The 22,428-nt window shown below is 61.5% G+C and carries 29 protein-coding genes; 14 read left to right on the top strand and 15 right to left on the bottom strand.

Translation table 11 applies throughout. The features are described 5' to 3' along the window. The first annotated feature begins 55 nt into the window (after positions 1-55). The gene (locus J4721_RS07705; protein ID WP_211002357.1) at positions 56-658 is read left to right on the top strand and encodes a short chain dehydrogenase; all 603 of its coding nucleotides are present in this window, start codon (positions 56-58) and stop codon (positions 656-658) included. A 256-nt stretch (positions 659-914) separates the two neighbouring features. Here the strand turns inward: J4721_RS07705 and J4721_RS07700 are convergent, their stop codons facing one another. From J4721_RS07700 to J4721_RS07690, 3 genes are all read right to left on the bottom strand, one after another. After that, positions 915-1,781: a delta-class carbonic anhydrase gene (locus tag J4721_RS07700; RefSeq protein ID WP_211002358.1), complete on the bottom strand. Its 867-nt coding sequence runs from the start codon at positions 1,779-1,781 to the stop codon at positions 915-917. A gap of 250 nt (positions 1,782-2,031) precedes the next feature. Beyond that, positions 2,032-2,454: a hypothetical protein gene (locus J4721_RS07695; RefSeq protein WP_102883700.1), complete on the bottom strand. Its 423-nt coding sequence runs from the start codon at positions 2,452-2,454 to the stop codon at positions 2,032-2,034. A 14-nt stretch (positions 2,455-2,468) separates the two neighbouring features. Beyond that, positions 2,469-3,671: a pyridoxal phosphate-dependent aminotransferase gene (locus tag J4721_RS07690; protein WP_102874012.1), complete on the bottom strand. Its 1,203-nt coding sequence runs from the start codon at positions 3,669-3,671 to the stop codon at positions 2,469-2,471. Between the two features lie 109 nt (positions 3,672-3,780). Here J4721_RS07690 and J4721_RS07685 point away from each other — a divergent pair, with 109 nt between their 5' ends. From J4721_RS07685 to J4721_RS07675, 3 genes are all read left to right on the top strand, one after another. Then, entirely contained in the window at positions 3,781-4,176 is a 396-nt protein-coding gene (locus J4721_RS07685) for a helix-turn-helix domain-containing protein (protein ID WP_014875117.1), read from the top strand. Next, entirely contained in the window at positions 4,173-4,433 is a 261-nt protein-coding gene (locus tag J4721_RS07680) for a succinate dehydrogenase assembly factor 2 (RefSeq protein ID WP_211002359.1), read from the top strand. Before J4721_RS07685 ends, J4721_RS07680 begins: the two co-directional genes overlap by 4 nt. Positions 4,434-4,506: 73 nt before the next feature. Then, positions 4,507-5,004, top strand: a complete 498-nt coding sequence (locus J4721_RS07675) for a MarR family winged helix-turn-helix transcriptional regulator (protein WP_014875115.1) — start codon at positions 4,507-4,509, stop codon at positions 5,002-5,004. Positions 5,005-5,533: 529 nt separating this feature from the next. Here J4721_RS07675 and J4721_RS07670 read toward each other — a convergent pair. From J4721_RS07670 to J4721_RS07660, 3 genes are all read right to left on the bottom strand, one after another. Beyond that, positions 5,534-5,962, bottom strand: a complete 429-nt coding sequence (locus tag J4721_RS07670; protein WP_014875114.1) for a VOC family protein — start codon at positions 5,960-5,962, stop codon at positions 5,534-5,536. 132 nt (positions 5,963-6,094) lie between these two features. Continuing rightward, positions 6,095-7,519: a hypothetical protein gene (locus J4721_RS07665; RefSeq protein WP_014875113.1), complete on the bottom strand. Its 1,425-nt coding sequence runs from the start codon at positions 7,517-7,519 to the stop codon at positions 6,095-6,097. Positions 7,520-7,523: 4 nt separating this feature from the next. Continuing rightward, entirely contained in the window at positions 7,524-8,462 is a 939-nt protein-coding gene (locus tag J4721_RS07660) for a hypothetical protein (RefSeq protein WP_027246978.1), read from the bottom strand. Positions 8,463-8,762: 300 nt separating this feature from the next. Between J4721_RS07660 and J4721_RS07655 the strand changes: the two genes are divergently transcribed. Next, positions 8,763-9,596, top strand: a complete 834-nt coding sequence (locus tag J4721_RS07655) for a thymidylate synthase (protein ID WP_211002360.1) — start codon at positions 8,763-8,765, stop codon at positions 9,594-9,596. 12 nt (positions 9,597-9,608) lie between these two features. Further along, entirely contained in the window at positions 9,609-10,085 is a 477-nt protein-coding gene (locus J4721_RS07650; protein ID WP_014875110.1) for a dihydrofolate reductase, read from the top strand. Positions 10,086-10,184: 99 nt separating this feature from the next. Here the strand turns inward: J4721_RS07650 and J4721_RS07645 are convergent, their stop codons facing one another. After that, the gene (locus J4721_RS07645) at positions 10,185-11,342 is read right to left on the bottom strand and encodes a Xaa-Pro peptidase family protein (RefSeq protein WP_211002361.1); all 1,158 of its coding nucleotides are present in this window, start codon (positions 11,340-11,342) and stop codon (positions 10,185-10,187) included. A 92-nt stretch (positions 11,343-11,434) separates the two neighbouring features. Further along, the gene (locus J4721_RS07640; protein WP_014875108.1) at positions 11,435-12,229 is read right to left on the bottom strand and encodes an aspartate/glutamate racemase family protein; all 795 of its coding nucleotides are present in this window, start codon (positions 12,227-12,229) and stop codon (positions 11,435-11,437) included. A 38-nt stretch (positions 12,230-12,267) separates the two neighbouring features. Between J4721_RS07640 and J4721_RS07635 the strand changes: the two genes are divergently transcribed. Beyond that, on the top strand, positions 12,268-12,417 hold the full coding sequence (locus J4721_RS07635) for a hypothetical protein (protein ID WP_211002362.1): 150 nt from the start codon (positions 12,268-12,270) through the stop codon (positions 12,415-12,417). 135 nt (positions 12,418-12,552) lie between these two features. Here the strand turns inward: J4721_RS07635 and J4721_RS07630 are convergent, their stop codons facing one another. The 3 genes from J4721_RS07630 to J4721_RS07620 are packed head-to-tail and all read right to left on the bottom strand — an operon-like array spanning position 12,553 to position 13,985. Then, positions 12,553-12,975, bottom strand: coding sequence for a carboxymuconolactone decarboxylase family protein (locus tag J4721_RS07630; protein WP_211002363.1), 423 nt, complete (start codon positions 12,973-12,975; stop codon positions 12,553-12,555). A 13-nt stretch (positions 12,976-12,988) separates the two neighbouring features. Beyond that, the gene (locus J4721_RS07625; RefSeq protein ID WP_014875106.1) at positions 12,989-13,282 is read right to left on the bottom strand and encodes a DUF1330 domain-containing protein; all 294 of its coding nucleotides are present in this window, start codon (positions 13,280-13,282) and stop codon (positions 12,989-12,991) included. After that, positions 13,275-13,985: a GntR family transcriptional regulator gene (locus J4721_RS07620; RefSeq protein WP_211002364.1), complete on the bottom strand. Its 711-nt coding sequence runs from the start codon at positions 13,983-13,985 to the stop codon at positions 13,275-13,277. The genes J4721_RS07625 and J4721_RS07620 overlap by 8 nt, the downstream gene beginning before the upstream one ends. A gap of 102 nt (positions 13,986-14,087) precedes the next feature. Between J4721_RS07620 and J4721_RS07615 the strand changes: the two genes are divergently transcribed. Genes J4721_RS07615 through J4721_RS07595 form a run of 5 tightly spaced genes read left to right on the top strand, consistent with a single transcriptional unit; the run spans position 14,088 to position 18,919 of the window. Beyond that, positions 14,088-14,690 (top strand): amino acid synthesis family protein, encoded by a 603-nt coding sequence (locus tag J4721_RS07615; RefSeq protein WP_027246985.1) that lies wholly within the window; start codon positions 14,088-14,090, stop codon positions 14,688-14,690. Beyond that, a complete protein-coding gene (locus J4721_RS07610) occupies positions 14,662-15,480 on the top strand; it encodes an alpha/beta fold hydrolase (protein ID WP_211002365.1) in 819 nt (272 codons plus the stop codon). Before J4721_RS07615 ends, J4721_RS07610 begins: the two co-directional genes overlap by 29 nt. Next, a complete protein-coding gene (locus J4721_RS07605) occupies positions 15,467-16,390 on the top strand; it encodes a flavin reductase (RefSeq protein ID WP_211002366.1) in 924 nt (307 codons plus the stop codon). Before J4721_RS07610 ends, J4721_RS07605 begins: the two co-directional genes overlap by 14 nt. 13 nt (positions 16,391-16,403) lie before the next feature. After that, positions 16,404-17,441: an LLM class flavin-dependent oxidoreductase gene (locus J4721_RS07600; RefSeq protein WP_211002367.1), complete on the top strand. Its 1,038-nt coding sequence runs from the start codon at positions 16,404-16,406 to the stop codon at positions 17,439-17,441. Between the two features lie 11 nt (positions 17,442-17,452). After that, the gene (locus tag J4721_RS07595; protein ID WP_211002368.1) at positions 17,453-18,919 is read left to right on the top strand and encodes an aldehyde dehydrogenase; all 1,467 of its coding nucleotides are present in this window, start codon (positions 17,453-17,455) and stop codon (positions 18,917-18,919) included. A 97-nt stretch (positions 18,920-19,016) separates the two neighbouring features. Here the strand turns inward: J4721_RS07595 and J4721_RS07590 are convergent, their stop codons facing one another. Further along, on the bottom strand, positions 19,017-19,223 hold the full coding sequence (locus J4721_RS07590; RefSeq protein ID WP_014875099.1) for a cold-shock protein: 207 nt from the start codon (positions 19,221-19,223) through the stop codon (positions 19,017-19,019). 220 nt (positions 19,224-19,443) lie between these two features. Between J4721_RS07590 and J4721_RS07585 the strand changes: the two genes are divergently transcribed. Continuing rightward, a complete protein-coding gene (locus J4721_RS07585; protein ID WP_211002369.1) occupies positions 19,444-19,764 on the top strand; it encodes an ArsC/Spx/MgsR family protein in 321 nt (106 codons plus the stop codon). Between the two features lie 40 nt (positions 19,765-19,804). After that, positions 19,805-20,173: a hypothetical protein gene (locus J4721_RS07580; protein ID WP_014880420.1), complete on the top strand. Its 369-nt coding sequence runs from the start codon at positions 19,805-19,807 to the stop codon at positions 20,171-20,173. 77 nt (positions 20,174-20,250) lie between these two features. Here the strand turns inward: J4721_RS07580 and J4721_RS07575 are convergent, their stop codons facing one another. The 3 genes from J4721_RS07575 to J4721_RS07565 are packed head-to-tail and all read right to left on the bottom strand — an operon-like array spanning position 20,251 to position 22,391. Then, positions 20,251-20,787: a DoxX family protein gene (locus J4721_RS07575; RefSeq protein ID WP_014875096.1), complete on the bottom strand. Its 537-nt coding sequence runs from the start codon at positions 20,785-20,787 to the stop codon at positions 20,251-20,253. A 3-nt stretch (positions 20,788-20,790) separates the two neighbouring features. Continuing rightward, a complete protein-coding gene (locus J4721_RS07570; RefSeq protein WP_014875095.1) occupies positions 20,791-21,546 on the bottom strand; it encodes a DNA-binding domain-containing protein in 756 nt (251 codons plus the stop codon). Next, positions 21,543-22,391: a DUF692 family multinuclear iron-containing protein gene (locus J4721_RS07565; RefSeq protein WP_014875094.1), complete on the bottom strand. Its 849-nt coding sequence runs from the start codon at positions 22,389-22,391 to the stop codon at positions 21,543-21,545. Before J4721_RS07565 ends, J4721_RS07570 begins: the two co-directional genes overlap by 4 nt. Positions 22,392-22,428 lie beyond the last annotated feature (37 nt).

Raw genomic sequence — 22,428 nt, 5'->3', positions numbered from 1 at the left:
TCGCGTTGCGATTAGAACGCGGCAACGCGAAGCCTTTCAATATCGGAGAAAATCCATGAAAATCCTTATCGTAGGCGCAACCGGTCTCATCGGCGGCGCAGTCGCAAATGCCCTCTCGGCCAACCATGAAATCATCAGCGCCGGATACAGCGACGGTGATGTGAAGGTCGATCTCGGTTCCAAAGCCTCCATCGAAGCGATGTTCCAGGCCATCGGCACCGTTGACGCCGTGATCAGCACCGCCGGGCTTGCCGGTTTTGCGCCCTTCAACGAGCTGGACGACGCGGCTTACGACCTTGCGCTTGGCAACAAGCTGATGGGCCAGATCAACCTTGTCCGTGTCGGCCGGAACCACATCACTGAAGGCGGTTCCTTCACGCTCACTGCTGGCATTCTGTCCCGCGATCCGATGCCGGGTTCTGTGGTGATCAGCATCGCCAACGGCGCGCTGGAATCCTTTGCCAAGGCCGCCGCACTGGAATTGGACCGTGGCTTGCGCGTCAACACTGTCAGTCCTGTCTTTGTCAAAGAGACCATGGAAATGATGGGTGTGGACTCAAGCTCTGGCCTGTCAGCTGCGGATACTGCCAAAGCTTATGTCGCTGCTATCGAAGGCGCTATGAGCGGTAAAACGTTGGATGCACCTGACTACGTGTAGTCATTGAAACCAAAATATCGGTTCCTTCCTGCCGTTGCGTTACCAAAACAGAATGGCAGGTAGGAACCGATTGCGACGTACTGCAGGCGCGAGAGCGCACCTAGCAGCCAGTGACCGCAACGGGCTCAGAGCGAACACTGTGCTCTGAGCGATGCAGTCATTTCCCGGCGTCATATTCTGTTGCCGGCTGTTTCTTCTGCGTTCCCTTTGCCGGGCAGTTTTCCGCTCCCGCTTTGGGCGGCAGCGGAAGATGGGATCAGTTGCTGATCGGTGACAGCAGATCCGGGTTGGTCACCAGATTGCGGACGCCGTGGGCGTGGGTCTCGTCGAAATGGTTGTGCTCCAGCCAGGTGCCGACGCTGTGGATATTGACCCGGATCACCTTGGGCCGGACGCTCCAGGTGACCTGAAACGGCGACCCTTTGGTGTTGTAACCCGGCCCGGTGGTGGAGCCGGCATAGCGCACCGGGGTGCCGGTGTTGCTGGGGATGTTCTGCGCCTGATAGAGGTTGTTACGGACCGTCAGGCGGGTCAGTTCCTCGAAATCGGCAGCGCCGGGATCATTGACCAGGACATAGACCTGCGCCTCGACCCGCAGCTGCGGGTTCTTGATCGCGTCACTCAGGCAGGCGCCAAGCGTGGGGCCGGGGGTTACCTGCGCGGTGGTGTGGACGTAATGCACCTCAATCGTGTCGCCCGGCTGCAGATCGCCGTGGCCGCCCTCCGTCCCGATGGGGCTGTCCAGCGGGGCCAGTTCGGCGGCTGTCAGCGTGCCGTCGTATTGATAGCCGCTGCCATAGCCCTTGCCATCTCCATTGCCGGCGTAGGTGGTGAATTCACCGCCGCGATGTTCGGCATTCTCGTGAAAGTGGATATTGCAGAGATTCATTTGCGATGCAGGTGGCGCAACTGAGAAAAAGCGGAGGTTCTGCCCTTCGGCGGCATCGATATCGCGGGGCGACTGCGGGCCAAAGCCTGCGCCAAAGGTGGACATGGCCAGCGCGGCGCGTTGCCTGTCAATCTCGCCGTCTTTCACGGGGTTCGGCGTGTCGGCGGCTATTGCTGCGCCATGCGTGAGGGTCAGGGCGGCAACGGCGGTAGCGATCAAACGATATGACGGCATCATGAATCCTGTTTTGACTGAGTTCACTGGTGACGGTGGCGGCAGTTGTGGACAGGCGCGAGACCAAACCAGGGGGCGAGGTGATCACGTCACAATCCGCATTGCCGCCTCTGTTTCTTAAGTTGAGTGTGTGATGATTGTGTTAATCGACCTATGGTTGCAAATCAAGGCTTTGCCGGAGGGCTGCGGTCGGGATCGCTTTGTCAAAGATGCAGGATGCAGCACATGATCTTGGATCGGCTGGATCAGATCAGGAGGCGTCGCTGTCCTTGGCGGCTTTCAGCAGCCGGTCGGCCTTCTTGCGGACCAGAACCGAGCGCAGGTCATGCATCGCCAGCAGCATCTGATCGGTGATTTCGTCCAGCTGTTCGTCACTGGCCTTGCTCTGGGCCCAATGGGCCGTGAGGTTCAGGTGGTCGATGGCGCGGTGGATGTCATCCATATTGCGCGCCGCCAGAGTGCGGCTGCGTTGCGCCATCCAGTCGCGGATGGCGCTCAGATCCTCGGGGCTGAGGCTGCGGTCGCCATGCGGTCGGATCTCGCCATTGCGCAGCTTCACCACTGCGATCTGGTCCATCTCCAGCCGCCGCTGCCGGTTTTCACTGTCGATGCGGAACACAAAGGCGCCGTTGTCGCGCACGCGAAAGTAATAGTCCGGCAGGGCAGTGGACATGCAGGAGCCTCCGGTCAGCGCAGCGCGGCGCAGAAGACCTGAATGCGGCGGCAGGCCTCGGTCAGGGTTTCATCGGCAGCGGCGTAGCTGATGCGGAAGTTTGGCGACAGCCCATAGGCGGCCCCATGCACGACAGCGACATCGGCCTCTTCCAGCAGCGCCTTGGCAAAGGCCTCGTCATCGGTGATCGCAACGCCCCCAGCCGATGTCCGCCCTATCAGCCCGGCAATCGACGGGTAGACATAGAAGGCCCCATCCGGCACCGGGCAGGCGACACCTTCGATCTGGCTGAGCATCGAGATCACCAGATCGCGGCGGCGACGGAACACGGCGGTATTGGGCAGAATATAATCCTGAGTGCCGTTGAGTGCCTCAACCGCGGCCCATTGGCTGATGGTGCAGGGGTTGGATGTAGACTGTGACTGGATTTTGCGCATGGCATCGATCAGCGGCTTTGGTCCGGCCGCATAGCCGATCCGCCAGCCAGTCATCGCATAGGCTTTGGAAACCCCATTGCAGGTGAGCGTGCGGTCATAAAGCTTGGGTTCGATCTGCGCCGGGGTGCAGAAGGTGAAATCGTCAAACACCAGATGCTCATACATATCATCTGTCATCACCCAAACATGGGGATGGCGCAGCAGCACATCGGTCAGCGCCTTCAGCTCATTCGGATGATATCCGGCCCCGGTGGGGTTGGAGGGAGAGTTGAAGATGAACCATTTGGTGTTGGGGGTGATCGCGGCCTCCAGCTGGTCGGCCGTGATCTTGAACCCGGTGTCCAGCGAGGATTCCACACAGACCGGGGTGCCGCCCGCGAGCCGTACCATATCAGGGTAGGACACCCAGTAGGGGGCGGGGATCACCACCTCGTCACCGGGGTTCAGTGTTGCCATCAGCGCATTGTAAAGGATCTGCTTGCCGCCGGTGCCGACCGAAACCTGCGCGGGCGTATATTCCAACCCGTTGTCGCGGGCGAATTTATCGCACACGGCCTGTTTCAGCTCGGCGATGCCGTCGGGGGCGGTGTATTTGGTCTTGCCTGCCTGAATGGCGCGGATCGCCGCTTCCTTGATATTGTCGGGGGTGTCGAAATCCGGCTCCCCGGCGCTCAACCCGATCACATCGCGGCCCGCAGCGCGCAATTCCCCGGCCAGCGTGGTGATCGCGATGGAGGGGGACGGTTTGACGCGGGCGAGGCTATCGGACAGGAATTGCATGGAAAGACCTCTGTTTGAATGTCATGTAGAACTGTCATAGGGTGCCGCTAACTGTCGATCAAGCGCGATCAAAGGGCAGGCAAACCGATAGGCCAACAGGAGCGGGCAAATGAGCAACGACGACATGAATTGGTATGGTCCGGAGGCCGCAACCTTTGGTGACCGCGTCGCGGCTGCGCGGGATGCTGCGGGCATGACACAGGCACAGCTGGCGCGCCGGCTGGGCATCAAAAAGACGACGCTGGCTGGCTGGGAGCAGGACCTGTCGGAGCCGCGTGCCAATAAGCTGTCGATGATGGCAGGGCTGCTGAATGTATCGATGCGCTGGCTGTTGACCGGTGAGGGCGAGGGCATGGAAGCCCCGGCCGGTGAGCAGGTGCCGCAGGATCTGGCAGCGGTCATGACTGAACTGCGCCAGCTGCGCGAAGAGCTGCGCGGGAATGCCGACCGGGCAGCGCGGCTGGAGAAACGTCTGCGTCTGGTGATGGAAGGCAGCGCCCAATGAGTGAGCTGCCCGTCCATCGTCTGAAACGGCTGCAGATGCGTTCCATGCGCCGGGGGATCAAGGAGATGGATATTCTCCTGTCGGCCTATGCCGACCGGAACCTAGCTGTGATGGGCCCGGCTGAGCTGGATCTCTATGATCGGCTGTTGCAGGAAAACGATCAGGATCTTTACCAGTGGGTGACCGGCCAGGTGGCCGCCCCGGCGCAGTTCGCTGCGCTGGTTGGCGACATATCGCAAACCCATCAAAAAGAATAAAATTTCAGCTTAACGGATTTTTCGGGAATTTTCCGCATTGTGGCTCGCAGACACCATCGAGTCGGAGATGCGGATGAGTATGGAAATGCCAATCGGCCAGCAGGACACCAAGGGGTTCATGACTGGCTATCTTGAGGCGCTCGCAATGGTTGAGCGTCTTCACCGTCTGCTGCTGGACGTGATCAAGGACGAGTTTGAGCGCGTGGGCGTGCTGGAGATCAATGCGGTCCAGGCGCTGCTGCTGTTCAATATCGGCAATAACGAAGTCACGGCAGGCGAACTGAAATCACGGGGCTATTATCAGGGCAGCAACGTCAGCTACAACCTGAAGAAACTGGTCGAGATGGGCTATATGCACCACCAGCGTTGCGAGATTGATCGCCGTTCGGTCCGGGTGCGCCTGACGGAGCGCGGTCGTGAGATTCGCGATATCGTTGCGGCCCTGTTCTCGCGCCATGCCGAAGGTCTGGAAGGCAAAGGTGTGATCAGCGGTGACGGCATCGCGGATATCACAACCGCGCTGAAGCGGGTCGAGCGTTACTGGTCTGACCAGATTCGCTATATTTACTAAGCCTGACATTGCAGCGCCTGAAACGGGCGTGCGGAAATGGTCATAGACAGGTTTCTCAGTATCGGCAGAACGCCGTTTTTGGGGAAATGCCGACCCTTCTGATTTGCTGCGTGGCAGCTGATCTGACCAAGCCATCCCGATGCCCACCGTGCAGAATGCCGGATGTGTGATCGGATCCGGGGATCAGAAGGCCCATCCGGCTTGGCATATGTTTCGAGTGATCACAGCGTAGCTGAAACACCACCGGGGCAACCGGCCGGTGCGTTTTGGCGTGGCGTGATGTGCGCTTGCCGAGCTGCCTGAGATGTCGATTGATGTCCGGCCAAAGCGGCGCAGTTTTGGCAGTGTGAGATCGCGATGCCGGGCAGGTTCGGATCACCAGCATCGGCGCGGGTTTTCGACCTGTTCAGCTGCGCGCCTGTGGCCCGTCAGAGCGGGCAGCGTGGCGATAGATACCACAGGGCAGGCGGAAAGAGCGATCCGCCCTGTGGTGTTGGTTTTCAGCGGTCAGGTTTACCAGCTGCCAGGTTTACCAGCTGCCGGTGTTTTCCATGCTGGCCCAGGGTTCTGCCGGGTCCAGCGCGTCGCCGTTTTGCAGCAGCTCAATCGAGATATTGTCGGGAGAGCGGACAAAGGCCATGTGACCGTCGCGCGGTGGGCGATTGATGGTGACGCCATTGTCCATCAGATGCTGGCAGGTGGCGTAGATGTCATCAACACCATAGGCCAGATGGCCAAAATGGCGGCTGTCGCTGGGCAGCGCGTCATCGCCATCCCAGTTGTAGGTCAGCTCAATCGGGGTGTCTTCCTGGCCTTCGGCAGCCATGAAGATCAACGAGAAACGGCCCTTTTCGCTGTCATAGCGTTTGGTCTCTTTCAGGCCCAAAAGCGCATAGAACGCCATGGATTTTTCCAGGTCTTTGACGCGGACCATCGTGTGCAGATATTTCAGCGGCATCGGTGTCTTCCTCATATCAGGACGGTTGGCCCAAGGGGCGCGGCGTCCGTGTCGTATATCTCAGGCCCCTGACCATAATGCGTCCGCTGGCGGTGACCAGAGCGATTGCGGGATCTGATTGGCATTTCGGGCTTAAAACTTGGACTGGATGCCGAGGGAGAGAGACAATTCGCGAGACTGGAAGCGGCTGTGATTGCTATCTTTTTTGCCAGCGCGCAGGCGCAGTGTCGGGGCAAAACCCGCGTAATCATACTCCTCAAAGAACAGGTTCACATCGGCATAGAGCGATGTGTCCTCGCGCCCGTCAGGCAGGTAGCGGGCGGGAAAGCCTGCAATGAACTGCGGGTAGTCGGTCTGTCCCAGGATCAACCCGGTGCTGATTTTGGCAGGTCCCAGAGGTTTGGCAAACTGGTATCCCAGCCGCAGCGTCGCGGTGCGGCTGGAGGTGTTCACATGGTCCGAACGGGTGTCGCGCAGGGCGACGCTCAGATTGATCTGATCGCCGTTCAGCAGTTTGCGATTGACCCGCGCGCCAAGGCCGAACACCTCGCCATCCTGAGAAGGGCCGCGCGCATCCAGCCGCTGCTCGGCCATGCCATCCAGCGTCAGGCCGGTGCGCGCAGAGAGCTGCCAGCTGCGCCGGGCGGTCAGCTTGACCAGATCATAACTCTTGTCGCCGCCATACCAGGCGGTGCCAAAGCTGAGGCCGAGCGCCGCAGATCCCTGCCGCTCAGGCGGGCCAACGGCAAAGGCATGGGTTAGGGAAATCTCGCCATAGGTGGAACCAAACTCGCTGTTGCGCGGCACTGTGGTGCCGGATTGCTGGGCGAGGGTGGCCGCCTTGGCCTTGGCATCCGAGGACAGCGCGACCCGTTGCAGATAGCCGCGCGCACTGAGAGTGGTGAGGCTGGTGCGGCTTTGATGCAGGCGACGGCTAATCGACATGTCGAGTACCCCCACCGTGCCCTCCAGCGCAACCGAGCGCGGCCCAAACCGCCCGAGCGTCGGCACGCCGTCAATCACCTCCAACGTGCTGTCGGCACCATTGTTGACATTGTTGGAGGGCTTCAGCTCTCCGCGCAGCTGGAAGGACCAAGGGTTGATGCGCCGCAGCACCTTATAGTCGGCAGCAATGCGTTTTTCGCTGATTTCATCGGGGGCATGGACGGCGGTGCGGCGGAGCCAGACCTGAGCGAGGGTCGGGCGGGCGTCCTGAACGGCCAGTCGCGCCGCGAGCTGTGCAGCGCGGAATTTCCCGGCGCTGTCCGGGGCAAACCGATAGGCGCGGGCGGCGGAGCGCCGACCGGCGCCCGGCGATTTCAGCTGCGCCTGGGCGGCGGCGCGCAGATACCATGCAAGGTGATCTTGCCGATCCGCCCGCAAGAGGGCGCGGGTCAGATCCAGCGTCAGTTCGGGCTTGCCAGTGCCAAGGGAATGCGCGGCCAGCAGGCGGCCCTGCTCCAGGCTCAGATGCTGTTCGGGTGTCGGCTCTGCCGCAGCGACTGGCGCCGCAGCAAGCAGCGCCAGGGTAAGGGCTGCGGCGAGTGTGTGCCGCATGGGATCAGGGAACCGGTTGGTCACAGACGGCTGAGCTGTCGGCCGTCCCGCATTGGCCCAGAACGAAGATTCCGTATTCCTCGATGCCGTCAATCCCTTCGACGTGGTTCTGGGCGAACACCGATCCGGCAACGGATGTGGCATCGGTTCCGGCAAAGATGCCGCCATAGGTGCCGACGTTGGTGCGGGTGCCGTTGATCACCTGCGAGGCGGTGCCGGTAAAGGTGCCATTGGCGGCAATATCGGTGGGCGCAAGGTCGAGGGTCACCAGTGTCTGCGGCACGGTGCCCGCGCTGGTCGGCTCAATCTGGCGGTTGTAGATGGTGCCATTGACGATGTTGTCGCCGAAATCTGCGTTGACGAAGGCATCACCGGTGACTTCAGCCGTCTGGGCCGGGCGGATATCGCTGGGGGTGCCGGGGGTGACAGGTAGCAGATCACCGCCGTCGCCTGCGATATTCATCAGGCCCACATAGGTACCGGCATAGCTGACCACACCGCCGGAGGCGACATCACCGGTTGGTGCGGAATAGCCACCGCGACGGCCATAGCTGGTGCCCGCGAAATAGTAGGAGAACTGACCGCCGGTGGCGACCGCAACGGCAAAGGCGCCGTCTTCGATTTCGCGGACATAGGCGGTGACGTGGCGGTCAAGCGAGCTGTCCTGCGCTGTATAGGCCTCATAGCCCTGCCGGTCGAGTGCGGGGCGGCGGCGGTAGCTGGCGGAAAATGGGGTGTCATCCAGGCTGAGACCGCTGATCACCAGCGTACCGGCGGCGGCGTCATAGGCGACGCTGTCGACATCGGAGGCCAGGACTTCGGGTACAATCGGATCGGTGGTGGTGCCCCCATCGGTGCTGTCATCGGTGTCAAAGGGGTTTGTCCCCCCGCCACAGGCTGACAGAAGGGTGGCTGCCGCAAGTCCTAGCATTGCCCGCTTCATTTGAACTGACCTCAAAATTTCTTTGTTTGCGGCAGTGTCTTGTCATGGTTGCGGAAAGTCAATTGAATTGCCGCGCCGGTCGCGTCGTTGCCGGGGGAGCGTGGCGGTTCGGTGACCTTTTTTTCGCAGGCGTGCTGGCGCGTGCAGACAGGCTGGGCTCCAGCGACGCAGCGGGGCGTTAAGACGGCGTGATCCGACCGGACAGCCCTTGAGATCAGAGGCGCGGGCAGGCTAGACAGGAGGGACCTTGCGGGTGCCGCCAGCACCCCGCGCGGAGACGATCACGAGGGGGAGCTCACCATGCGCCAGTACCATGAGGCATTGCAGTATATTCTGGACCACGGCGAGGCGAGCAGCGACCGGACCGGCACTGGTACCATATCCTGTTTCGGGATGCAGACCCGCTATCCGCTCGCGGATGGGTTCCCGCTGGTGACCACCAAGAAGCTGCATCTGCGCTCAATCATTCATGAACTGCTGTGGTTCCTGTCCGGCGACACCAATATTGGCTACCTCAAGGACAATGGCGTGTCGATCTGGGATGAATGGGCGGATGAGAATGGCGATCTTGGACCGGTCTATGGCCACCAATGGCGACATTTTCCGCGCCTGGAGCTTGCCCCCGGCACCAGCGGGGATGAGCCGCTCTATCGTGCGGGCACGGTGGATCAGATCACGAATCTGGTTGAGATGATCCACAATAGCCCGGACAGCCGCCGCCTGATCGTGACGGCCTGGAACCCTGCGGATGTGCCCGACATGGCGCTGCCGCCCTGTCATACGCTGTGGCAGGTGCGGGTGCAGGGACGGCGGATGCATTTGCAGCTCTATCAGCGGTCTGCGGATATGTTTCTGGGCGTGCCGTTTAACATCGCCTCTTATGCGCTGCTGTTGAAAATGCTGGCGCATGTGACCGGTTATGAGGCGGGGGATTTTATTCACACCATTGGTGACGCGCATATCTATTCCAACCATATGGATCAGGTGAAGCTGCAATTGTCACGGAGACCGCAGCCGTTGCCGGAGTTGCGTATAAACCGCGATGTCTCCTCCATTTTTGAGTTTAGGTATGAAGATTTCGACGTGCTGAATTACACTCCGGAGCCGGGCATCAAAGCTCCGGTTGCGGTTTAGGAAAGGATTGAGATGATCACCCTTATTGTTGCCCGCGACCAGAATGGCGCCATCGGCAAGGACAATACGATCCCCTGGCATGCGCCAGAGGATCTGCAATCTTTTCAGCGCGAAACGCTGGGCGGGGCTTTGATCATGGGGCGCAATACCTGGGATAGCCTGCCGGTGAAGCCTTTGAAAAACAGGCTCAACCTGGTGGTGTCCTCGGATCCGGAGGCTGCCGATCTGGTCTATCCCAGCATTGAGGCGGCGCTGGCGGAGGCACGCGCGCAGGGCTATCACCGGATTTACGGCATTGGCGGCGCTGGCATCTACAAGGGCATGATGGAGGCGGCCGACCGGATGCTGATCACCGAGGTTGAGACCGAGGTGGAGGGCGCGGATACGTATTTCCCCAAGTTCCGGGCCGGTGAATGGGGGATCGCCAGCCAGACTCAGATCCGCAGTGAGGCGCCCGCCTGTGTGGTGGTAGAATATCTGCGCCGCTGAGGGCGGCGGGGCGCAGAGGCCGCTGGGATGGCGGCCTCCGAGAGATTGGTTTCTGACCCGCTAAGGTGTGGGCCAGACTCGCGTGCCGTAAGGTGGCCGTCAAATCACCGGTAGCTCGGCGGGGGCGCGGGTGCTGAGCAGGCGGCCGCCCTGTGGTGTCACCACGATGTTTTCTTCATGCACCATCATCAGCCCGTCCCCATAGGACAGTGATGGCTCCAGCGTCAGCACCATGTTTTCCTGCAGTTCGGTGGTGTCGAAGGAGGCGTGTGAGGGCTGTTCTGTCAGCTGCAACCCCAGCCCGTGGCCCAGACGGCCAATGTCGCCGCCGCTGTCGTCCATTTCTGCGATGACAGTGGACATGGCCTGAAACAGGTCGCGGCAACTGTTGCCGGGGCGGGCGGCGGCCAGTCCGGCTTCGGTTGCGCGCCACAGCACGTCATAGGCACGGCGCGCGGTGTCATCTGCCCGGCCAATGGCCCAGTTGCGGTCGAAATCGCAGTAATAGCCGTCCAGCACCATGCCACTGTCCAGCATCAAAATGTCCCCGGCCGCCAGCGGCGTGGCATCAGGGGGCGAAATCACATCGGCATAGCCGCCCTGCGCGCTGGCCCCGACCACATAGGGCGCGCCATCCGCGCCCTGCGCCAGCGCCTCGCGGCGAAAGGCGCGGAACACGTCGTCCAGCGGCACACCTTCGCGGGCGAAGTCCGGCACGGCGGCAAAGGTGGCTGAGCCGATGGCGCAGATCCGGGCGAGCTTGTCGATCTCAGCTGCGGATTTCACCATTCGAAGGCCCTGCACGAGATGCGTCGCATCGTGGATATGCAGATCGGGCAGCGCGGCCATCAGCCGTTCCCAATCGCCGAGCGGCATCCTCAGATGGGTTTCATGCCCCTTCATCACGCCCAAGTTGCGAAGCGGAGATAGTGCCTCCGTGAGCAGGCTGATGCCATCATCCTGAGGGGCGGGCGCAGACCAGGTGCGGATATCGTCGATCCAGCTGCGGCGCATCAGGCTGGCGCCGATTTCAGGAATGAGGGCGATGGGTTTGCCGCTGGCGGGGATCAGCACGAACCACGGGCGCGTTGGGCTTTGCCAGAACAGGGTCTGAAAGCCGGTGAAATATTGCACCTCCGGCTCGCTCATCACCAAAATCGCGTCCAGACCGGCCTCCGCCATACGGCTCTGGGCAAGCTGGGTGCGGGCGGCGTATTCGGCCTCGGGAAATCCGCGCAGGGCAGGGGCTGGTGTCATGGGGGCCTCATTGGTGGTGCGATGGTGGTGCGATTGCGTGTCGGGGGCGCGGTGCCCGCAAGCCGGGCCAGCGTTGAGGGGAGATAGGCGGGTTAGAGTGTTGGCGTCAGCGCCCGGCCCGGATGTTTGAACAGCTGGCCAAAGCCATCGAGGTGATCCGCGATCCCGGCCCGGCGCAGGCAGGACCACATCAGCGCCTGATTGGATGTGATCACCGGTTTGCCTGCAGCCTGTTCGATCTCCTCCACCACTTCCAGGGTGCGCGTACCGCTGCAGGAGAGGAAGATCGCGTCTGCGTCCGGCTGGTCGATCTCCAGCGCGAATTCCTTCCAATAGGCGGGTTCCACCTGACCAAATTCCATACCGGTCTCCAGTCGCAGCCCCTGAATGTCGAGGATATCAAACCCTGCCGCCAGCAGATACTCGGCCTCGGCGGTGTTGATGTCGTCGAGATACGGTGTGCCGACCACGATTTGTTTCGCGCCCACCTCGCGCAGGGCATCCATCACGCCGGTGACGATGGACATGGGCTGGGTATAGGGCGCGCCCTTGTGGATCTCGCGAAAGACGTTCTCTTCCCGGCAGACGATTGAGCCTGAGGTGCAGCAATAAGCGATCACCGCAGGCTTCATGTCCGGTTGCAGCCGCCCGGCCGCATCGGCCATGTGATCGATATGGCGCGCCAGTGTTTCATTGGTGGTGTAGTCATCCGTCTTAAGCCGGGTAATGTGCACGCCGACGCCGTCGGGGGCCATGGCGAAGAGATCCGCCTCACAGGCCAGATCCGTTGACATCAGAATGAAGCCGAGACTGGCGCGATGGGCCGTGCCCTTGCCCATCAACGGCGTGCGGGGGCGGGACTGAACGGTTTGACCGGATCGGAACATCAGAGAGAGACCTCGCTTTGGACTTCGGAAAAAAACGGATGAGCATCGCATCCGCATTCGGAGAGGCTGATGCGACCAACGGCCTGCCACAGATATCCTTCGGCGACAGGCGCGCGGTCAATAGCCGGGATGACGCGCTTCCGAATTTGCGGATGGAATGCCCGCTTGCGACCCGCCGTGAAACCTGACGTCGTCACCCAAGAATATGCCCTTACGCGACCACTCTGGGTGACGCTGCTAAGCCGATGGCAATTGGGGCGAACGACCATTTTGACCAATGTCCTGTGGTGGGCTGCGCCAAGCGCACTATGAGATGAAAGGTGTTAGCTTTGCTCGTACTGATCCAGCACCGCTTTGGCGGCACGGAAACATTCCAGCCCCTGCGGGACACCGCAGTAGATCGCGACCGCGTGGATGATGGCGCGGATTTCCTCGCGGGTGACGCCATTGTTCAGCGCGCCCCGGCAATGCAGTTCCCATTCGTGCATCTTGCCAAGGGCGCCAATCATGGCGAGGTTCATCATCGACCGGGTTTTGGCATCAATTGTGTCATCGCCCCAGCCAAACCCCCAGCACCAGGCGGTCATGGCCTCCTGAAAGGGGCGGGTGAACTCATCGGCGGCGGCCAGGTTTTTTTCCACATACTCGGCACCAAGGGTCGCCTTGCGCTGCTCCAGACCCTTCAGAAACAGATCTTCGTCAAAGCTGCTGGTTTTCGGCGCGGTGTCAGAGGGCGTGCTGCTCATTGGGGTTGCTCCTTCATGGCTCTAGCCCCTCGACGATAGCGATCTGCGCGGTGCAGGCGGCCTGTCGGTGGGTACGGGCGGATTGATATTCGGTCGAGTGGTAGCAGGCGAGGGCGGTGGCTTTGCTGTCAAATTCGATGACGACATGGCGCTGATAGGCCGTGCCCTCCAGCGTCTCAGCCGCGCCACCCCTTGCCAGGAACCGCGCGCCATATTTGGCAAAGGCTGCAGGTGCCTGCTGTTGATAGCCCGCATAGCGGTCAGGATCGGTGACCGTGACAAAGGCGATCCAATATCCTTTAGCCATCGCGCGCCTCTCCAGCTGCTGGCGCGGGGTTTTTCAGGAACCGCTGCGCAGTTTGGGCGGCATCGGCAATATGCGCCTCAACGGCCTCGCGCGCCCTGTCAGGGTCGCGGCTGAGGATGGCGTCATGGATTGCGGTCATATGGCTCATCCCGGAGGTTTCGCGGTCCTTTGCCGCGATGGTCAAGGCGCGCAACCTGCTGATCCGCCCATTCAGGCGCTGTACAATGTCCCAGGCAATACTGTGGCCCGCTTCCAGAAAGATAAGCTGGTAAAAATCGGTGGTGGCCCGCAATAGGCTTCCCCATTCGGTATCATTCATCGTGCCCTTGACCGCCGCCAGCGCGCGGCCAAGTGCGGCGTCAAATTCCGGGCCCTGGGCGGTGGCGCAGACCGCTGCGGCAGAGCCTTCCAGCTGGCGGCGTACGTCATAGATCTGCTGCGCCTGATCCCAGGACAGCCGCGCGACCACAGGGCCGCGATTGGGGATGATCTCGACCAGGCCTTCTGCCTCCAGATAGCGGATAGTTTCGCGCACGACGGTGCGGCTGACACCCAGCTGATCGCAAAGAGGACGTTCCACCAACCGTTCACCGGGTGCAAAATGCCCGTCAATGATGGCCTCGCGCATTCTCTCCTGCACGATATCACGCAGGGTTTGCGGGGCTTTGTCGATTTTGCGGAGCGTTGTCTGGTTGCTGTTCATAGGGATCTCAATAGCAGCGCGGTTTCTGGCCGGCAAGTATGATTGACATATAGTATAATGGTATACCATAATATTAAAGATACGAGCGACCAGGAGATTCCCATGCCCGCAGAAATTCGTAAAACGCTGCTTCATGTCGAAAAGACACTGATTGAGGGCGGCAAGGCGGCGCCGACACCATTGACGATGATCGCGGCTATGGCTGTCATTCGGAACCCTTGGGCCGGGCAGGGCTTTGTTGAGGATCTGGGTCCGATGATCCGCGATTGCGCACCGGGTCTGGGCATCCTGCTGACAGAGATGATCCTGGAGGCCGCAGGCGGCGGTGACCGGGTCGAGGGCTATGGAAAATCCGCTATCGTTGGGATGAATGGCGAGGTTGAACATGCCTCGGCGCTGATCCACACACTGCAATTTGGCAATCACTATCGCAACGCGGTGGGGGCGAAATCCTATCTGTCGTTCTGCAACACGCGCGGGCCCGCAAATGCGCCGCTGATGATCCCGCTGATGGACAAGAACGACGGGGGCAGGCGGTCGCATTATCTGACGATCCAGACCTCGGTTGCGGATGCGCCCGCAGCGGATGAGATCCTGATCGCGCTGGGGGCCTCCATCGGGGGGCGTCCGCACCACCGGATCGGCGACCGCTATCAGGACCTGAAAGAGCTTGGCCATGACGTTGACAACCCTGCAGCTGTCTGAGGCTGGACCTACCGTCGCCCTGCGGGAGGCCGGGGCGGGCGCGCCGCTGGTTCTGCTGCACGGTGTCGGCATGCAGTCGGCGGCCTGGGGGCCGCAGATTGAGGATCTGAGCCGCAGCCACAGGGTCATCGCCCTTGATCTGCCGGGTCATGGCGGCAGCGACCCCTTGCCTGCGGGCAGTGACCTGCCGGATTTCGTGAGCTGGCTGCATGATGTGGTTCTGGCGTTGGATATTGGCCCTGTCAGCCTGGCAGGCCATTCGATGGGGGCGCTGATCGCGACTGGTTTTGCCGTAGACCATCCTGCAATGACCCGTCGGGTGGCGCTGCTGAATGGCGTCTACCGCCGCACACCGCAGGCGCGCGCGGCCGTAGTGACCCGTGCTGCCGAAATCGGTGCGGGTCAGGTGGATCTGGCAACGCCGCTGGCGCGCTGGTTTGGTAAGACGCCTGCTGACATCAGCGCCTGCGACCGGGTTGCGGGCTGGCTGCGGGCTGTTGATCCGGCAGGCTATGCCACCACCTATGGCGCGTTTGCGCGGGGCGATGCCACTTACGCCGACCGTCTGGACGAGATCCCTTGTCCCTTCCTTGCCATCACTGGCGACGGCGATCCCAATTCCACACCGGCCATGGCGCAGGAGATGGCCGCACAAGTGCGGCACGGACGCGCCATCGTCATCACCGGCCATCGCCATATGGTGAACCTGACGGCGCCTGATGTGGTCACCGCCCATCTGCACGACTGGCTGGCAATCCCCTCTGAGGAGACGTATCATGACATCGCTTGATCCGCGCGCCTTGCGCCATGCCTTTGGCAGTTTTATGACCGGGGTGACGATTGTGACCTCGCATGACCAAAGCGGCCAGCCGATTGGCTTTACCGCCAATTCCTTTACCTCAGTCTCGCTTGATCCGCCGCTGGTGCTGGTGTGCCTGGCCAACCAGTCGCGCAATTATGATGCGCTGGTCAATGGCGACGGGTTTGCCGTCAATGTGCTGGCGGAAACCCAGATTGAGATATCCAACACCTTTGCCCGACCGGCAGAAGATCGCTTTGCCGGGGTCAACTGGTACAAGGGGCCAGCGGGATCACCGCTGATCGACGGGGTGTCTGCCTGGTTCGACTGCAGCCTGCACAAGACGGTTGAGGCGGGCGATCATGTGATTCTGATTGGCGAGGTGAAAGCCTTCGACGTCAGCCCGCATCCCGGGCTGGGCTACGCGCGGGGTGCCTATGTGACGGCGGCCACCACGGCAGAGCCTGCCGGAACCGGCCCCGATCTGGTGGTCTCAGCACTGATTGAGCGCAACGGAGAGGTGCTGCTGGTCGATGACGGTCAAGGTGGCGCGACGCTGCCGGAGGCGCTGGCAGGTCCCGATGGTGCCTCTGCCACGGTACGCCAGCTGATCGTCGACACCGGGCTCACGGCTGAGCCGGGTTTTGTCTATTCGGTGTTTGAGGATGTAGCGCGCAAACGCCAGCATATCGCCTTTCTCTGTCAGGCAGGGGCAGGCGCGCCGACGCGCGGAACCTTTGTGCCGCTGGCGCAGGACGGGACGGGTGAAGCGGGTCTTGAGGATATCAGCGATCCGGCGATCCTGATCATGCTGGAGCGGTTCGCCCGCGAGGCAACATTGGGAGATTTCGGGATCTATTCCGGCAATCAACGCAGCGGCGAAATCCGCCAGATCGCATAACGATAGGTGACACATGCGCTTTTCTCTTTTTGTCCATATGGAACGGACCTCGGCGGAACAGGATCAACAGCGGCTCTATGACGAGTTCGTCGCCCTGGCAAAGATTGCCGACAATGGCGGAATGCACGCGGTCTGGACCGGGGAGCATCACGGGATGGATTTTACCATCGCGCCAAACCCGTTTCTGAACCTTGTCGATCTGGCACGCCAGACCCGGCATGTGCGATTGGGCACCGGCACGATCATCGCCCCCTTCTGGCATCCGATCCGCCTCGCTGGAGAGGCGGCGATGACCGATCTGATCACCGAGGGGCGGCTGGAACTCGGCATTGCACGCGGGGCTTATAGCTACGAATACGAACGGATGGTGCCGGGTATGGATGCCTGGGACGCAGGCCAGCGGATGCGTGAGCTGGTTCCGGCGATACAGGGGCTGTGGCGGGGCGACTACGCACAGGAGGGCACCTATCATTCCTTCCCGGCCACAACGTCCTCACCCAAGCCACGACAGGAAAACGGCCCCCCCATCTGGGTGGCTGCCCGCGATCCCAACAGCCATGAATTTGCTGTCGCCAATGGCTGCCATGTACAGGTAACGCCGCTGTGGCAGGGGGATGAGGAGATCACCCGGCTGATCGAGACTTTCAACGATGCCTGCGCCAAATACCCTGACGTGCAGCGCCCGGATATCATGCTGTTGAACCACACCTATATTGCCGCCGATGCCGCAGATGCGCAGCAGGCGGCGGAAGAAATCAACCGGTTTTACTGTTACTTCGGGGCCTGGTTCAAAAACGAGCGCCCGGTGTCGCAGGGGCTGATCGCGCCGCTGAGCGAAGCCGAAATCGCAGCGCATCCCTTCTATTCGCCGGAGGCGATGCTGCGTGACAATGTGATCGCCACCGCCGAGGATGCGATTGCCCGGATCCGGGGATATGAGGCACTCGGGTATGATGAATACAGTTTCTGGATCGACAGCGGCATGAGTTTTGAACGCAAGCGCGCTTCGCTTGAGCGGTTCATCCGCGATGTCATGCCAGCCTTTGCCTGAAGGGGATCACCATGCAGCAATTCCAGCAATATATCGGCGGGGTGTTCTCCGACGGCTCCGCCCGTTTTGAGAGCCGTGATCCGGCAACCGGAGAGGTCTGGGCGATGATGCCGGAGGCCCGCGCGCCGGATGTGGACGCGGCGGTTGCAGCCGCGCGCGCGGCATTCCACGCGCCGGATTGGGCGGACATGACCGCCACTGCGCGTGGCAAGCTGCTTTATCGGCTGGCGGATCTGATTGCCGAGAATGCTGAGACACTGGCCCAGCTGGAGACCCGCGATACCGGCAAAATCATCCGCGAAACCTCGGCCCAGATTGCCTATGTGGCCGACTACTATCGCTATTACGCGGGCCTCGCGGACAAGATCGAAGGCGCCCATCTGCCGATCGACAAACCGGATATGGAGGTCTGGCTGCGCCGCGAACCGCTTGGGGTGGTGGCGGCCGTGGTGCCGTGGAATTCGCAGTTGTTTCTGGCGGCGGTCAAGATTGGCCCGGCGCTGGCGGCAGGCTGTACCGTGGTGCTGAAGGCGTCTGAGGAGGCGCCTGCGCCGCTGTTGGAGTTTGCCCGGATCTTTGATCAGGCCGGTTTTCCACCCGGCGTGCTCAATGTCATTACCGGCTTTGGGGCGGACTGCGGTGCGGTGCTGACGGCCCATCCGGGCATTGACCACATCGCCTTTACCGGCGGGCCGGACACCGCCCGCCATGTGGTGCGCAATTCGGCGGAAAACCTTGCCTCCACCTCGTTGGAATTGGGCGGGAAATCTCCCTTCATCGTGTTTGAGGATGTCGATATCGACAGCACCGTGAATGCGCAGGTCTCTGCCATCTTTGCCGCTACGGGACAGAGCTGTGTTGCCGGTTCACGGTTGATTATTTCCAATCAGATCAAGGATGTGTTTCTGCACAGCCTCAAGGATAAAGCCGAGCGCGTACGGATCGGTGCACCCCAGATGGCGGAGACGGAGGTCGGTCCACTCTGCACCGACGCGCAAATGCACCGGGCGGTGGAGCTGGTGGCGGCCTCGGTTGCGACGGGCGCGCGGATCGTGACCGGAGGCCAGCCGCTGGAGGGGGAGGGCAATTTCTTTCCGCCCACCATCCTTGACTGCTCCAGCGCACCGGACGCGCCCTGTCTGCGCGAGGAGTTTTTTGGCCCGGTTCTGTCGGTGTGTGGGTTTGACACTGAGGCAGAGGCGCTGGCGCTGGCCAATGACACCGCCCATGGGTTGGCCTCTGGCGTGTTTACGCGCGACCTGACACGGGCGCACCGGATGATCCGGGGCATTCGTGCAGGCATTGTCTGGGTGAACACCTATCGCGCGGTCAGCCCGATTGCGCCCTTTGGCGGGCAAGGGCTGTCGGGACATGGTCGTGAGGGGGGATTGCAGGCGGCGCTGGATTATACAAGGGTCAAAACGGTCTGGCTGCGCACCAGTGATGAGCCGATCCCCGACCCTTTTGTGATGCGGTGACCGTCAGACGGCCGACACACAGGCGCGCGCTGACAGGGCCATTCGATGGCGCGGCAGGCTGCGCCCGAGAGTTAACCTCGGCGCAGCCGTATCGCGATCATTGGGGGCGAATGTCGCTGGCCATCTGGCGGCCATCGCGCCCTTCGGTCATCTCGAAATCAACTTTTTGATTATCCGCCAGGCCGGTCAGCCCCGACCGCTCAACCTGAGAGATGTGCACAAACACATCCTTGCCGCCGCCTTCAGGCTCGATAAAGCCATAACCCTTGGTTGTGTTGAACCATTTCACGGTGCCACTCGCCATGTTCCCGTGTCTCCTTCCTGCTAGTGAGCCGCCCTGAATACACGATAATTTCGCTGCGCAGAGCGGGGTGATCGGTTTTGCCGCAGTGCGCAGACAAAACAGGTCGGGGAAGTTGTCCCAACCCGGTTCCAACTTTTGCACGGACCATGTAAAAATCAAGCAAAACAGTGCGGCTCTACCATAAATTGTGCTGAGCCACCCCCTCGGGAAAGGAAAAAACGTGCAACTCTTTGGATTGAAGGCCTGTGACACCTGCCGCAAGGCGCTGAAACAGCTGCCGGAGGCGGAACTGGTCGATGTACGCGCCGAGGGCGTACCGGAGGCCATTCTCACAGCGGCGTTGGCGCAGTTTGGCGACCGTCTGGTCAATACCCGCTCCACCACATGGCGCGGATTGAGCGAGGCGGAGCGGGCGGGGGAACCGCTTGATCTGCTCAAGGCCCATCCGGCGCTGATGAAACGTCCGCTGATCAAAACGGGGGACGATCTGTACCTCGGCTGGGATGCCAAAACCAAGGCCGCCCTTGGCGTTGAGGGCTAGGATCCCCATGTCAGTTCCGGAGTAGATGAGGAGAGCGGCAATGCGCAATGCAGCGCTGGTGCTGGGCATCGTGGCCGGGCTGATTGGGATGATGGTGGGGTTTGCGGGTTATGGTTATACCGCCGCCGTTGAGTATTTTGGCGAAATCGACGGGATTGCCCGGCAGGTCGATGATGTTGATCAGCTGCGGCTTTTGGCAGTGATCTCGCCCATCCTTGCGCTAGCGGGCGGCGCGATGGCGCTGTCCCGCGCGCTGTGGGGTGGGGTGCTGCTGCTTGCGTCGGCGGCAGGGCTCTATGCCGGGTTCGGGTTGAACGTCTTTACCATTTTCCCGATCTCACTGGCGCTTTTGGGCGGGCTGCTGGCCTTGGCGGCCGGTAAACCGGATGAGCCGAAGGCGCATTTCTGACCCGAGGTGACTAACGGTCATGAAAAAAGGCGCCACTGCGGATGCAGGGCGCCTTTTGTGTTTGAGAGCTCAGCAGATCAGGCGGCGGCAGGCGCCGTGGCGCGCCGCGCCAGTGCATCCAGTGACAGGGGGCCGGCGCCCTTGAAGACGAGAACCAGCAGCAGGAAAGTCCACATCACCCGCTGGTCCACCAGACCGATGGAATTGTCAAAGAGACTGCCCAGCTTGACCCCGTGACCGGTGACATCGACAATGGTCTGCACCCAGATGAAGCCAATGGTGCCAAGCGCGGCCAGACGGGTGAACAACCCAACAAGGATCAGCGCAGGCAGCACGTATTCGGCAATCGTCCCGGCAAAGATCACCAGCCGCTGAAGGATATTGAGCTGGGAGACATCATAAAGCACAGCCTCGGCAGCCTTGGGAAAGATCTGACCAAACGCCCCGGCAGAGGGCGAAAAGATCGACCCGTCAATCTTCAGCCCGGCTGAGTTCCAGTAATAGACCAGCAATACAGCGGCGAAGACCAGCCGCGCCAGGGTCGGGATGATGAACGCCGACAATCTGTCAGCCCTGCCGGTGAGAGAGGTGTAGGAGGAAACAAGCGCGTGCATCGGTTATCCTTTGCGATCTAGGTCAATGATTGCACCGCCTTGCAACAACAGGGCGAGCGTATGAGAGAGGTCAAAATCCGGGTGGTTGGCCTGCACCGCGGTCAGGGCCTCTTCCAATGTGGCACCGGAGGTGAGGGCGGTGATCCAGTCAGCGCCACCCGGGGGCAGCTCCTGAATGATGGGGTCGAATTCGGGCCGGGTGATCAGCACATCCTGCGCCATATGCCGGGGCTTGGGAGCGTTCTCTTCGGTGTTGAAGCGCCAGATATCATAGATCGGCCAGGGTGAGCGCAGCAGGGCAACTGCGGGGGCCAGTGTCAGGCGGGTCGCCATCAGCTGATCGGGCGCAAGCGCTGCCAGACGCGCCGGGTCAACCGCTGTGGCGTCGCCTGCGTGATACGCCCGGCGCAGGGCGAGGTCGAGCCGCGCCGCATCGGGCAGATAGCCGAGGTGTTTCAGCTGCTCCATCCCGGCGAGAAACGCGGGAAATTCAGCGCCATAGTGCATCATCAGCGGCGAGGAGGGCGGATGGGTGCGCAGATACAGGCCCGCCAGCCCGTCGAGGTTCTGCTTACCCAGCAGTTTGCCAATCAGGGGAAAGGCGCTGTGCATCGCCTCCGTCAGGGAGACCGCGATATTGTTGCGATAGACGCTGAACCGCCGCCCGGCAGGCTGACCGGTCGCATCCAGCAGTCCCTCGGGCACCGGCTGGCCCGCATCCATCATGGCGTGGGTGAATTCTGTCTGGCTTACGGTCATGCCGGGACGCGCTCCAGCGCGGTTGCGGCGCGGGTGGCCTCGGCTGCCAACACAGGCCAGTCGGGCACATCGGTGTCCCATTCGACCAGCACAGGTTTGGGGCCGGATTTCGCCAGCGTATAGTCCAGCAGCGCCCAGACCGGATCAACCACCTCAGCGCCGTGGCTGTCGATCAGCAGCGGCTTGCCGTGGTCGTCCTCATCCTCGTCATGGCCGCCAAGGTGGATTTCACCGACCTGATCCAGCGCAAAGGCGTCGATATAGCCCTGCGGCGAGAAATCGAGATTGGTGGCGGAGACAAAGACATTGTTCACATCCAAGAGCAGCCCGCAGCCGGTGCGGCGGGTGATTTCGGTTAGAAACTCAGGCTCTGACCAGCTGCTCTCGGCAAAAGCGAGGTAGCTGGACGGGTTTTCCAGCAGCATCCGCCGCCCGATGGTGTCCTGCACCTGATTGATATGATCGCAGACCCGCGCCAGCGTGGCATCCGTATAGGGCAGCGGCAGCAGGTCGTTGTAGAAATGGCTGTCGTGGGTGGACCAGGCCAGATGTTCGGAGAAGCTGGCAGGATTGAGCCAGCCGACCAGATGCTTCAGCCGTGCCAGATGATCGGCGTCCAATGGCCCCTCGCCGCCGATTGAGAGGCCGACGCCATGGACCGATATGGCAAACTGTTCGCAGAGATGGCGCAGCTGCGCAATCGGGCGGCCACCGTCGCCCATGTAATTTTCGGCATGAATTTCCAGCCATTTCACCGGGCCTGCATCGGCGAGGATATCGGCAAAATGCTGCGGCTTGTAGCCAACACCTGCGGCAGCAGGCAGGAAAGGGGCGGCGTCCAGCATGGCAGGTCCTCTGATCCGGTTACAGAAAGGGCGGGAG

It is taken from the genome of Phaeobacter sp. HS011 (assembly GCF_018101215.1).
GTDB classification, from domain to species: Bacteria; Pseudomonadota; Alphaproteobacteria; order Rhodobacterales; family Rhodobacteraceae; genus Phaeobacter; species Phaeobacter inhibens.
This window is presented reverse-complemented; position numbering and strand designations above follow the sequence as displayed.